This window comes from Actinosynnema sp. NPDC049800, assembly GCF_040656635.1.
Lineage (GTDB): Bacteria > Actinomycetota > Actinomycetes > Mycobacteriales > Pseudonocardiaceae > Actinosynnema.
The window spans coordinates 45,102-57,821 of sequence record NZ_JBFAMT010000041.1 but is presented as its reverse complement, the minus strand read 5'-3'; the positions used below and the strand labels follow the sequence as shown (position 1 = coordinate 57,821).

The following is a 12,720-nucleotide window of genomic DNA, read 5'->3' as shown; positions in this document are numbered from 1 at the left end:
GGATCACAGCGCGGTCTGCGTCGGACCCCACGGCGTGTCGTCGGACGTCGGCCCCCAAGGGGTGTCGTCGGAAGTCGGACCCCACGGGGTGTCGTCGGAGGTCGGGCCCCAAGGGGTGTCGTCGGACGTGGGGCCCCACGGGGTGTCGTCGGAGGCGGTCGTCGTCGGGCCCCAGGGCGTGTCGTCGGCGTGGGCGGCGGTGGCGCCGAGGACCGGGAAGAGCACGATCGCGGCGATCGCGGTGGCGGTGGCGAAGGTCTTGGTGATGTTCATTTCGGGGCCTCTTCCCGGTCGGTTCCTGCTGTTGGAACCGACGTTAGGAATGCTCACCATCGCGGCCTTATCGTGCCGCGATGGAGGCATTATCGCGGCTGAATAGAGATCACCCAGAAGCCGCTCAAACCCACCTTGACCTGCACGTCCATCTAGGCGGCCGTAGTTGCCGCCCCTTTCGCGAATGTGTTGTGGGGCGCGGCTGGACCTGTTCCCGTGGTGCGATCCACCGATACCGGGGCGCCCAGTTCCCGACAAGCCGCGCGAATCTCGTCGACTTTCGCGTCGTGGTCCGGGTCGGTGCGCGACACCAGCACGCCGACCATCGTGCCGCTGTGCGCGACGACCACGCCGAGGGCGTCCGCGTCCCGGCTGATCGCGGTCAGCGGTTCGAGCAGGCGCTTGTGGCAGCGGCGCTGGTTCAGCTCGGCGCTGCGGGTGGCCACCCTTCCGACCGCCGCCAGGTCGCCCCGCGCCAGTGCCGCGGCGACGTCGTCGAGCAGCACGCCGTACTCGCGGCGCTCGGCGGCGGTGATCGCCGGACGGGTGGTGTTGAAGTCCACGGTGTCCACCTGGCCGCCCTCGTCCACGCCGATCACGGTCAGCGGCGGCGGCGCGCCCAGCGCCCGGCACAGCGCCACGCGGCGGTGGTGGAACGCGACGATGCCGGGGTGCATCAGGCCGTCGGTCGGCTCGACGCCGCGCAGCAGCAGTTCGGTCTCCCTCGGTCCCACGACGCGTCCCAGCGCGTCGCCGACCGCCCGCACGGTGGCCACGAGGTCGGCCGAGGAACTGGCCATGCCCTTGCCCTCGGGCAGGTCGCTGGCGATCTCCAGCGTGCCGCCGAACCGACCCGCGCCGAACCGGTCCAGGGCCGACCGCGCGACGAACGCGGACTTCCGCTTGTGCTCGGGCGACACGCGCAGCTCGGACGAGTCCGGGAACAGCGTGATCCGCGCGGTGGACCAGCGGGCGATCGGCAGCGTCACCAGGAAGTCCTCACCCGACCCGGGCAGCGCGCCCTGCAACAGCTCGCCGAAGGTGCCGAAGGACACCCCGGTGCCCTGCCGCACCTCGACCGACGTGCCCCTCCGCGTCGCCGTCATCCCCTTGGTCACGACCCATCACCACCCTGTGCTCGGTTCGTCGTCATGTCGGTCGGTCGTGCCCGGTCGAAGTCGGTCACGGCGTGGGCCTGCCGAGCAGGCGCAGCACGTCGTCGGCGGTGTCGGCCACGTCGAGCATCCTCACCTGGGCGCTGGTGGCGAAGTCGTCCGCCTCCGCCTGCGCCAGCAGCGCCACCAGCGGGTCGAAGAAGCCCCGCCGGTTGACCAGCACGATCGGCCGGGCCAGGCCGCGCGCCTGCTCCAGCGCCATCAGCTCGGCCAGCTCGCGCAGGACCTCCACGCCGCCCGGCAGCACGACGAAGCCGTCGGCGAGCCGGTGCACCAGCTTGATCCGCTCGTCCTCGGTGCGGACGGCTTGCAGCACCGTGCCGCCGACCTTCGGCACACCGCCGCCCAGCGAGGACAGCGGCACCACGTTGTTCACCGGACTGCCCGCGGCGTGCGCGGTGCGCACCAACCGGCCGAGCACGCCGACCGGGGCGCCGCCGCACACCACCCCGAGCCCGACGGCGCCGAACCGCGCGCCCAGCTCGGCGGCGAAGGACAGGTACTGCCCGCCCGCGCCCTCCTCCGTGCCGCACAGCACCCCGACCCGGCGCACCGGCGGGCGCAGGGACAGGTCCAGCACCTCGGCCGTCAGCACCGCAACACCGGCTCGATCCGGCATCGCCACCACCGTCCTCTCCTGTGGGCCGCCGTCCCGCCGAAGCGAAGACGTCGCCGCCATCGATGTCCTATCGCCGGGCACGGCGGTCACCGGCCCGAGGTCGCGGTGCGCAGTGCGCGCGGCTCGGAGGCGCGCGCGGCGGGAAGGGCGAGCACCACGCCCATCCCCCGGTCTTGCGCGCGACGGGGCGCGTGCACCCGTCGTGGCCGCGCGCCCTCGGCCGGCCGTTGCCGCGCGAACGCCACGACCAGGCCGCCGACGTGGCAGGTCAGGCCGCCGTCGGGGGCGCGTTCCAGCTCGAACAGGCCGGCGTCGACCAGTTCGGCGAGCGCGTCGTCGGCCTCGTCGGGGTGGGTGTCCAGCAGCGCGGCGCACAGCGTGCCGGGGAACTCGACCGGTCCGGGTCCGAGCACGCCGATCCGGCGCAGCAGGCGGCGGGCCACCGGGCTCAGGCGGGCGTGCGGGGTTTTCAGCGCCTCTTCGACGTCCCGGGCGAGCTCGCGCCAGCCGTCGCCCGCGGTGAGGCGGGCGGTCTGGGTCGCGACGGGCCAGTGCGGGCGGGCCGCCAGGCGCGCGCCGGCCAGGCGCAGCGCGAGCGGGTCGCCGCGGCACTCCTCGGCCAACCGCAGGACGTCGTCCTGCTGCGCTCCCGCGCGTTCCGCGCCGATCACGGCGGTGACCAGGCGTGCGCCTTCGCCGGCGCTCAGCGGGCCGGTCGTGACGTGCCAGGCGCCCACGAGCGTGGTCAGCCCGCGCCTGCTGGTGACGATGACGGCGCAGGTCGGGCTGCCCGGGAGGAGCGGTGCGACCTGCCGTTCGTCCGCCGCGTCGTCCAGCACGACCAGCACCCTGCGGTCGGCGGTCAGGTCGCGGTAGAGGTCGGTGCGCTCGTCGGTGCTCGGGGGGATCGACGGCTCGGGCACGCCCAGGGCGCGCAGGAAGCGGGCGAGCGCGTGGGCCGGGTCGACGGGGTCGGCGCCCGCGCCGTGGAGCCGGACGAACAGCTGGCCGTCGGGGTAGTCCTCGCGCAACCCGTGGGCCGTGTGCACGGCGAGTGCCGTCTTGCCGCTCCAGGCCCGGCCGCCCACGGCCACCACGCGGGTGCCCGGGTCGGTGGTGGGTGGGGCGAGCAGGTCGCGGACGCGGGTGAGGAGGTCGGTGCGGCCGGTGAAGTCGCGGCTGGTCGGTGGCAGCAGGTGCGGCACGGCGCGGCGGGTGACGGCGCCGGGGCCAGGACCGGGGTTGGGGCTGGGGCCGGGGCCTGGATCAAGGCCCCGCATCGAGCCGGGACCAGGGCCGGGAGAGGAGCCGGAGCCCGAGCGAGCGTCCAAGGCGGGACGGGCACGCGAGTCGGGACCTGCACCCGGGCCGGAGCGGACACCGGAACTGGAGCCGACGCCGGAGCCGGAGCGGGTGCCCGAGTCTGGACGGGCGGCGGGGGTGAGGCTGGCGGGGGCGCTGCGATTGGACATCGCGGGGGCGGCGGTGGGGGTCCGGTCGGGGTGGGCGGCGGGGTCGGCGCCGGCGAGGATCGCCCGTTGGACGCGGGACAGCTCCTCCCCCGGCTCCAGGCCGAGCTCGTCGACCAGCAGTCGGCGGCCGTCCTGATAGACGTCCAGGGCCTCGGCTCGCCGGCCGGCCCCGTGCAGGGCCGTCATCATCTGCGCGCGCAGCCGCTCCCGGAACGGGTTGGCGGCCACCAGTTCCGCCAGTTCCCCGATCAGGTCCGGCCGGGGGCCGAGCGGTAGCTGGACGTCGACGTGCTCCTCCACCACCGAGATCCGCCGGTCGGCGAGCGCGGTCCGGGCCGCGTCGACCAGCGTGCCGTTCACGCCGTCCAGCGGCCGTCCGCGCCACAGCGCCAGCGCCTCCCGGAAGTCCGCCACGGCGGCCCGGGGATCGTCACCGGCGGCGGCGAGGCGGGCGCGGGTCACCAACGCGTCGAACGCCAGCAGGTCGAGCTGGTCCTCCCGGCAGCGGATCAGGTAGCCGGGGGTCTGGCGGACCACGACGTCCGGCAGTCCCGCGCCGTGCAGCGCGCGCCGGATCGCGGACACGCAGATCTGGATCTGCTCACGCGCCGTGGACGGCGGCCTGGTGTCCCACACGGCGTCCACCAGCCGGTCCACCGCGACGACCCGGTTGGCCTGCAACAGCAGCATGGCCAGCACCGCCCGCTGACGCGGCGGGAACGCCAGGCCGGCCGCGTCCAGCGGGCCGAGAATCCGGAAAATCATGTCTGCGAACCCCCGGGTCGATTTCACCGAGCTGCTTGCGGACTGACCTTCGTCGCCCTTTTTATCCCGCCGCTATCGCGCACTTAAGGGTCGACCTGTTGCCCTCGCGATAGCACCGCGATAAGCCGCCTTCTTAGCGTTCCGCTCATCAAGATGCCAGGTGGGACCCTATGCAGGAGGTGGCGGGATGTCCGTCGAAACGATCGGCACAACCGTCCTGGAGGTCTTCCGGGACGTGCTGAAGAACAGCGAGCTCGGCGAGGACACCGATTTCTTCGAGGCCGGCGGTGATTCCCTGCTGGCGATCGACGCGATCCAGCGGATCGGCCAGGACGTCGGCCTCGACCTGGACCCCGTGGTCATCTTCATGTACCCGACGCCGGCGAGCTGCGCCGGCGCCGTCGCGGACCTCGGGTAAGCGCCGATGACCTCCGTCGTCACGGGCCGGCGCCCGCCGGCCCCACAACCCGCGGCACCCCAATCGCCAGCACCACGACCCGCGGCCTCACGAGCGGCGCCCGTGACCGACGGCTTCCGGTGGTGGCCGGAGCTGATCGTGCGCGGGGCGGGCTTCGCCGCTTCCGGCGTGCTCGACCTGGCCGACCCCGAACTGGGCGGGCACGCCGACGAAGCGGTCGCCGCCGGGGACGACCCCGCCGCGTGGCAGCGGTTCCGCGAGCGGTTCGAGGCCGCCACCACCGCGATGGGGCAACGGCTGCGCGACATCGCCGCGTCCCCGCTGTTCCAGCACGCGGTGACCTGGCAGAACCACAGCCTGCTCCCGCTGGCCGTCGAACCGTTCCTGCGCCGCCCGGCCACCGAGTCGCGCAACTCCAAGAACCGGCAGCGCGAGGAGCTGATCGCCTCCTACTGGCAGCGCTACTGCCTGAAGAACGACTCGATCGGCTTCTTCGGACCGGTCGGCTGGGCCCGGTGGGACGACCGTCCGCACAGCGAGGTCGTCGTCGGCGACCGGCTGGTGCGCCGGTCCACCGTGTTCTTCGAGAGCTGGGCGGTCGACCGGCTGGCCGAGGTCGTCGGCGCCACGCCGGGGCTGCGGCCCTGGCTCGCGCCCCGGCGGATGCCCTACCTGCGGCTGGTCGGCGATCGGGTCGAACTGCCGATGGGCGCCCCGGTCGACCTGAACCCCCTCCAGGCACGGGTGCTGCGCGCCTGCGACGGGGTGGCGCGGGCCCGAGACCTCGGCGGTGACGAGGTCGCCGAGGTGCTGGCCGACTTCGCCCGCCGGCGGTGGATCACCTGGAAGATCGACCTGCCGGTGACGCCGTTCCCCGAACGGGCACTGCGCGCGGTGCTGGAGCCGGTGGACGACGAAGAGCTGCGCGACGCCTGCCTGGCACCGCTGGACCGGCTGGAGGCGTGCCGGGAGGCCGTCGCCCGAGCGGGCGACGCGACCGCGTTGACCGAGGCGCTGACCGCGGCCGACCGGGTGTTCCACGAGCTGACCGGCGCGGACGGGCGGCGTCACGGCGGTCAGGCCTACGGCGGCCGCACGCTGATGTACCAGGACTGCGCCCGCGACCTGGACGCCGTGTTCGGCCAGGACCTGATGGCCGCGGTCGAGCCGGTGGAGCTGCTGGCCCGGGGCTGCCGCTGGTTGTGCGCGCAGGCCGCCGACACGGCGCGCGCCACGCTGCTGGAGGTCTACCGCCGCGTCGGCGGGCCGTGCGCCCTGTCCGACCTGTGGGCGGCGGCCCTGGGCCCGCTGCGCCGGGACGTGACGGCGGCGGTGGACGCGGCCCGCGTCGAGTACGCGGCGCGCTGGGCGGACGTCCTCCGCCCGCCGCCGGGCGCGACCGAGGTGCGCCGCTCGCACGCCGAACTGCTGCCCGCGGTGCGCGCCGCGTTCGACGTGCCGGGACCGGGCTGGAGCGCCGCGCGCTACCTCAGCCCCGACCTGATGATCTCGGCGACCGACCTGGACGCGGTGCGCCGCGGCGACTTCCAGGTGGTCGTCGGCGAGATCCACCTGGCGATGAACAGCCAGCGCAGCAACTGCTTCGTCACCCAGCACCCGGAGCCTGCCGACCTGCTGCGGCACGTCGACGCGGACTTCCCGCGACCGCGGCTGCTGCCCGCCCCACCGCGCAGCGGCCCGGTCCGCCGGTCCACCCGCACCCAGTCCGCGCTCACCCGCGACGCCGACCGGCTGGTCGAGTTCCACCACCACACCGTCCCCGCCGACCGGCCGGGGCTGCTCCCCAGCAGCGCGATCACCGTGCACGAGGACCACGACGGCCTGGTCGCGGTGCTGCCGGACGGCACGCGGCACGACCTGCTCGACGTGTTCTCCGAGGTCCTGATGGACGTGGTGCTCAACGCGCACAGCCTGTTCGCCGGGCACGCGCACGTGCCGAGGGTGGTCGTGGACCGCGCCGTGGTGCAGCGCGAGACGTGGCGCTTCCCGGCGGCCGAGGTGCCGTTCGCGTCCGAGAAGGACGAGGCCCGCCGGTTCGTCGCGGCCCGCGCCTGGCGGGAGGCCGCCGGCCTGCCGCCGCGGGTGTTCGCCAAGGCGGGCTCCACCGACAAGCCGGTGTACGTCGACTTCGACAGCCCGGTGCTGGTGAACGTGCTGGCCAAGATGCTGCGCGGCGCCGCACCCGACCAGCTCCTCGGCTTCACCGAACTGCTGCCCGACCTGGACCACCTGTGGCTGGTGGACCAGAACGGCGACCGCTGCACGTCCGAGCTGCGCTTCGCGATGGTCGACCGGCTCGGCGCGCCCGATGGACAGGAGGCCCCGTGACCACAGTGCTGCCGGCTCCGGGCGCGATCGCGGACGACGTCCCGCTCGCCCGACCGGACCACCTGACGCTCGGCGGCGGCTGGCGCTGGTCGCCGCACGTGATCGCGCGCGGCGCGGGTTTCCCCGCCGACGGCGTGCTGCGGCTGCGGGCGCCGGCGCTGCTCGACCGCGCCGACGACCTGGCCGACGCCGCGCCGGACGACCCGCGGTGGAGCGGGTACCGCGCCGCGTTCGACACCGCCGCCCGCGCCGGCGGGGTGGAGTTGCAGCGGGTGGCCGCCGGCGGCGAGTTCCGCCGCGCGGTGGCCTGGCAGAACCACCGGCTGATCGACGGCGCCCTCGCGCCGTTGCTGCGCTGGCGGTCCGACGAGGAGCCGCGCAACGCCAAGCACCGTGCCAGGGAGGAGCTGATCGCGTCCTACTGGCAGCGCTACTGCGTGAAGAACGACTCGATCGGGTTCTTCGGTCCGGTGCTGTGGGCGACCGCGGTCGCCGAGGCGGACACCCGGCTGCGGCCGGGGCCCGGTCTCACCCGGAGCATGGAGGTCTACTTCGAGCCGTGGGCGGTCGACCGGCTCGCCGACGTGGTGCAGGCGTTGCCCGGCCTGCGGACCTGGCTGCGCCCGCGGCGCAACGCCTTCCTGAAGCTGGACGGGGACGTGGTGTCGCCGCCCGGTGGCAAGCCGGTCGCGTTGAGCGCGGCCGAGGCGTCCGTGCTGCGCCTGTGCGACGGGCGCACCCGGGTCCGCGACATGCCCGCCCTGCTCACCGAAGCGTCCACTGTGGACTCGGTGGTCGCGGTGCTGGACGGCTTCGCCAAGCGCCGCTGGGTGAGCTGGAAGCTGGACGTGCCGGTGTCCAAGTGGCCCCTGCGCGAGCTGCGGGCGTTCGTCGAGGGCGTGTCCGACGACGCGCTGCGGGAGTCCGCCGCGCGGCTGCTGGACCGGCTGGACGCCGGGCGGGCCGGGTTGCAGGCCAAGGTCGACGCCGGGGCCGACGAGGTCACCGCCGCCCTGCTCGACCTGGACGCCACGTTCACCGAGCTGACCTCCGGGCCGTCCACCCGCAACGCGGGCCAGGCCTACGGCGGCCGGACGCTGGTCTACGCCGACTCCCGCCGGGACGCCGACCTGACCATCGGCACGACCGTGCTGGCCGCGGCGGAACCGGTGCGGCTGCTCGCGGACAGCGCGCGGTGGTTCTGCGCCGAGGTCTCCGCGGGCGTGCGGCCCGCGCTGGACGAGGTGCACCGGTCGTTCGACACCGCCGCCCCGGTCGACTTCGCGGCGTTCTGGGTGAAGTCGCTGGTGCCGCTGCGCTCGGCGATCAACCGCGCGGCCGACGCCACCGCCGCGGAGTTCCGCCGCCGGTGGGCCGAGGTACTGCGGCTGCCCGAGGGCGAACGGCGGGTGCGCCGGGCGTTCGCCGACCTGCTGCCCGCCGTGGGCGCGGCGTTCGCCGCCGGCGGGCCGGGGTGGTCGGCCGCCCGGCACTTCAGCCCGGATCTCATGGTGGCCGCCCGGGACGCCGACGCGATCAACCGCGGCGAGTTCGAGCTGGTGCTCGGCGAGGCGCACATGGCGATCAACGCCCAGCGCAGCAACTGCCTCGTCAGCCAGCACCCCGACCTGCCCGCGCTGCTCGCGCAGACCGACGAGGAGTTCCCCCGGCCGAGGCTGTTGCCCGTGCTGCCCAAGGGCAGCCTGCCGCGCCTGTCGATCCGCACGCACCCCGGGTTCGTGCGGGACCGCGACTTCCTGCTGGAAACCACGCACCACACCGTGCACGCCGACCGGCCCGGCCTGGTCGCCGCGCGCGACGTCGCGGTGGTGCGGGTGGCGGGCGGACTGGCGCTGCGCCTGCCCACCGGCGAGGTGTTCGACGTGCTGGACGCGTTCTCCGAGATCCTGATGGACGCGGTGATCGACCGGTTCAGCCTGTTCGACGACCGCCCGCACACGCCGCGCGTCACCGTCGACAAGGTGGTGCTCAGCCGGGAGAAGTGGCGGGTGCCGAGCGCGTCGGTGCCGTTCGCCAAGTGCAAGGACGAGGCGCTGAGGTTCGTGCTGGCCCGGCGGTGGCGGCGCGAGCTGGGGCTGCCGGAGCAGGTCTTCGTGACGCCGGTGAAGGGCGCCAAGCCGGTCTACATCGACTTCGACAGCCCGGTCTACGTGAACCTGCTGGCGAAGTTCGCCCGGCGGGCGGCGGAGACGGGCTCGGTGCTGACCGTCTCCGAGATGCTGCCGCGGCACAACGGGCTGTGGCTGCGCGACGGGGCGGGGCAGCGCTACACCTCCGAGCTGCGGCTGGCCGCGTTCGACCTGACCGGCGGCGGACCTTCCACCGACGGCGACCGATTCCGGACGGAGGGACCGTGATGGCCGACCAGGTGATGGCCCACCCCGTGATCGCCGACCCCGTGATCGCCGACCCGCCAGCGGGCGGCCCGGCGGCGGGTGCGCTGCCCCGCAACCAGCGGCGGCTGTGGTTCACCCACCAGCTCGACCCCACTGGCGAAGAGCTGCTGGTGCCGTTGGTGCTGCGGTTCTCCGGGCCGCTGGACGTGCCCGCGCTGCGCTCGGCGCTGACCGGGATCGTCGCCCGCCACGAGGTCCTGCGCACCTCCGTGGTCACGGTGCACGACGAGCCGGTCGCGGTCGTCCGGCCGGCCGGCGCGTTCGACCTGGCGGTGACCGCGCTGCCCGAGGGCAGCGAGCTCGGCCCGGCCGTGGACGCCGAGCTGCGCGTGGCGTTCGACCTGGCGGGCGGGTTGCCCATCCGGGCCCGGCTGTTCCGGCTCTCCGCCGAGGAGCACGTGCTGTGCGTGAGCGTGCACCACATCGCGTTCGACGGCTGGTCGGCGGCGGTGTTCCAGGACGAGCTGGCCGCGCTGTACGACGCGCACCACGCGGGCGTCGACCCGGAGCTGCCCGCGCCGCCCGCGCAGTTCCGCGAGGTCGCGCTGGCCGCCGACGAGCAGCTCGCGGTCGGTGACCGGCTGGCCCGCGGCCTGGCGTTCTGGCGCGCCGAGCTGGCCGACGCGCCCGCGTTCGAGCTGCCACCGGACCGGGCGCGGCCCGCCCGCCGCTCGGGTCGCGGCACGACCGCCTCGTTCACCCTGTCCCCGCGCGCCGCCGAGGCGCTCGCCGGGGTGGCGCGCTCCCGGCGGGCGACCCTGTTCTCGGTGCTGCTGGCCGCCGCCCAGGTGTTCTGCCACCGGGTGTCCGGGCGCGGCGACGTGGTCACCGGCACCTCGCTCGCCGAACGCGACCAGGCCGTGCGCAAGAACCTGATCGGGCCGTTCCTGGCCATGTTGGTGCTGCGCAACGACCTGACCGGCAACCCGCCGTTCGCCGAGCTGGTCGGGCGGGTCCGCCGCCGGATGATCGAGGCCTACGCCCACCGGCACGTGCCGTTCGACCTGCTCGTGGAGGAGCTGGCGCCGGAGCGGGACCTCTCGCGCACCCCGCTGTTCGGCGTGCTGGTGGACATCCAGCCCGGCGCGGTTCGGCTGCCCGAGCTGGCCGGCGTGACGACCGGCGCGGTGCCCGTGGCCGGGAAGACGGCGCGCTACGACGTCGAGATCGCCTTCACCACCTGGGCCGACGGCAGGATCGACTGCCGCGTCACCGGTGACGCCGCGCTCTACCGGGCGGACACCGTGCGGCGCTGGGCCCGCCAGTTCGACACCCTGCTGGCGGACCTGGCGCACCGGCCGGAGCAGCGCGTCGACGAGGCCGCGCTGTCCTCGCCCGAGGAGGCGGCCGGGCTGCGCGCGGTCACCGTGCCCGAGCCCGTGCCCTTCCCCGCCCGCACCCTGCACGAGCTGTTCACCGACCAGGCCGCCCGCACCCCCGACGCCTTGGCCGTGATCACGGCGGACGGCGAACGGCTGTCCTACCGGGAACTGGCCGACCGGTCCGACGCGATCGGGCGGGCGCTGGTCGCCCGCGGCGTGCGGGTGGACGACGTGGTGGGCGTGCGCATGGACCGCACGGCTGACCTCGTGCCCGCGCTGCTGGGCGTGCTCAAGGCCGGGGCGTCGTTCCTGCCCCTGGAGACCGACACGCCGCCCGCGCGGGTGGCCAAGCTGCTCACCGGCGCCCGCGCCCGGCTGTGCCTGTCGGATCACGGCCTGCCCGACGCGGGCGTGCCGACCGCGACCCCGGACGAGCTGGTCGACCCCGGTCCGCACGTCGCGCTGCCCGACGTGCACCCGCTCGACCTGTGCTCGGTGTACTGCACGTCCGGGTCGACCGGCGAGCCGAAGCGCGTGGCCAGCACGCACGAGGGCTGGGTCAACCGGATGCTGTGGATGCAGCGGCGGCACGGCCTGCGGCCCGGCGGGACGGTGCTGCACAAGACCACGCTGACCTTCGACGACGCCGCCGTGGAGGTGTTCTGGCCGCTGCTGACCGGCGGTGTGGTGGCGTTGCTCGGCCCCGGGCTGCACCGCGACCCGCGGGCGATCGTGGCCGCCGGCGTCCGGCACGACGCGGCGCACGTCCAGTTCGTGCCCAGCATGCTGGAGTTCTTCGTCGAGGCGGTCACCCCCGCCGACCTGGCCGGCTGGCCGTCGCTGCGCAGCGTGCTGTCCAGCGGCGAGGCGCTGCGCCCGGACCTGGTGCGCCGGTTCCTCGACGTCACGGCCGCGGCGGGCCGGTCGATCAGCCTGGACAACACCTGGGGCGCCACCGAGGTGTCGATCGACTCGACCTTCCACGTCTGCGGTCCCGACGACGTGGGCCCGGACGCCGCCGCCGGCGCCGTGTCGCTGGGCGTGCCGCTGGACAACAACGAGGTGCACGTCCTGGACGAGCACCTGCGGCCGGTGCCGGTCGGCGTGCCCGGCGAGCTGTACCTGGGCGGTGTCGGGCTGGCCCGGGGCTACCTGCACGACCCGCGGCGCACCGCCGAGTCGTTCGTGCCGCACTTCGAACGGCCCGGACAGCGGCTCTACCGCACCGGCGACGTGGGCAGGCTGCGGCCGGACGGGTCCGCGGAGTTCCTCGGCCGCGCCGACGACCAGGTGAAGGTGCGCGGTGTGCGCATCGAACTGGGCGAGATCGAGGCCGTGCTGCGCGAGCACCCCGGGATCGCCGACGCCGTGGCCGCCGTGCGCGCCACCGCCGCCGGTCCGACCGTGGTCGGCTACGTGGTGCCCGCGCCCGGCGCCGCCGTGGGCACGGCCGAGCTGCGCGCGTTCGCCGCCGACCGGCTCACCGGGTACGCGGTGCCCGGCGCGCTGGTGGTGCTGGACGCCCTCCCGTTGCTGCCCAACGGGAAGCTCGACCGCCGGGCGCTGCCCGCGCCCGAGCAGGCCGACGTGCCGGCGGCGGAGTTCGTCGAGCCGCGCGACAGCGCCGAGCTCGCCGTGGCCGAGCTGTGGGCCGAGGCGCTGGGCCGGCCGCGGGTGGGCGCGACCGACGACTTCTTCGCGCTCGGCGGGCACTCGCTGCTCGCGATCCGGGTGACCAACGCGATGAGCCGCGCGTTCGGCGTGGCGCTGTCACCGGTGCTGCTGTTCGAGCGGCGCACCGTCGCCGCGGTGGCCGAACGGGTCACCGACCTGGTGCTCGCCGACGTGGACGCGTTGAGCGACCACGACGCGGAACGACTCCTGACCCCCTGACCGCACGAGACCGACGG

General features: G+C 74.9%; 8 protein-coding genes. 4 read left to right on the top strand and 4 right to left on the bottom strand.

Annotated features, from left to right (window positions below; translation table 11 throughout):
* Window positions 1-3: 3 nt before the first annotated feature.
* The 4 genes from AB0I91_RS32495 to AB0I91_RS32480 form a co-directional block, all read right to left on the bottom strand.
* Window positions 4-273, bottom strand: coding sequence for a hypothetical protein (locus AB0I91_RS32495; protein WP_499617919.1), 270 nt, complete (start codon window positions 271-273; stop codon window positions 4-6).
* A gap of 152 nt (window positions 274-425) precedes the next feature.
* A complete protein-coding gene (locus tag AB0I91_RS32490; protein ID WP_499617918.1) occupies window positions 426-1,391 on the bottom strand; it encodes a GHMP family kinase ATP-binding protein in 966 nt (321 codons plus the stop codon).
* Between the two features lie 64 nt (window positions 1,392-1,455).
* The gene (locus AB0I91_RS32485; RefSeq protein ID WP_498783189.1) at window positions 1,456-2,067 is read right to left on the bottom strand and encodes an LOG family protein; all 612 of its coding nucleotides are present in this window, start codon (window positions 2,065-2,067) and stop codon (window positions 1,456-1,458) included.
* Between the two features lie 86 nt (window positions 2,068-2,153).
* A complete protein-coding gene (locus AB0I91_RS32480; protein ID WP_499640380.1) occupies window positions 2,154-4,304 on the bottom strand; it encodes an AfsR/SARP family transcriptional regulator in 2,151 nt (716 codons plus the stop codon).
* A 187-nt stretch (window positions 4,305-4,491) separates the two neighbouring features.
* Here AB0I91_RS32480 and AB0I91_RS32475 point away from each other — a divergent pair, with 187 nt between their 5' ends.
* From AB0I91_RS32475 to AB0I91_RS32460, 4 genes are all read left to right on the top strand, one after another.
* On the top strand, window positions 4,492-4,722 hold the full coding sequence (locus AB0I91_RS32475; RefSeq protein WP_498783193.1) for a phosphopantetheine-binding protein: 231 nt from the start codon (window positions 4,492-4,494) through the stop codon (window positions 4,720-4,722).
* 102 nt (window positions 4,723-4,824) lie between these two features.
* Window positions 4,825-7,071, top strand: coding sequence for a lantibiotic dehydratase (locus AB0I91_RS32470; protein WP_499640378.1), 2,247 nt, complete (start codon window positions 4,825-4,827; stop codon window positions 7,069-7,071).
* Window positions 7,068-9,449: a lantibiotic dehydratase gene (locus AB0I91_RS32465; protein ID WP_499640376.1), complete on the top strand. Its 2,382-nt coding sequence runs from the start codon at window positions 7,068-7,070 to the stop codon at window positions 9,447-9,449. Before AB0I91_RS32470 ends, AB0I91_RS32465 begins: the two co-directional genes overlap by 4 nt.
* Window positions 9,449-12,703 carry an amino acid adenylation domain-containing protein gene (locus AB0I91_RS32460; RefSeq protein ID WP_499640374.1) on the top strand — a complete coding sequence of 1,085 codons (3,255 nt, stop codon included), beginning with the start codon at window positions 9,449-9,451 and terminating at the stop codon, window positions 12,701-12,703. The genes AB0I91_RS32465 and AB0I91_RS32460 overlap by 1 nt, the downstream gene beginning before the upstream one ends.
* The last annotated feature ends 17 nt before the right edge of the window (window positions 12,704-12,720 follow it).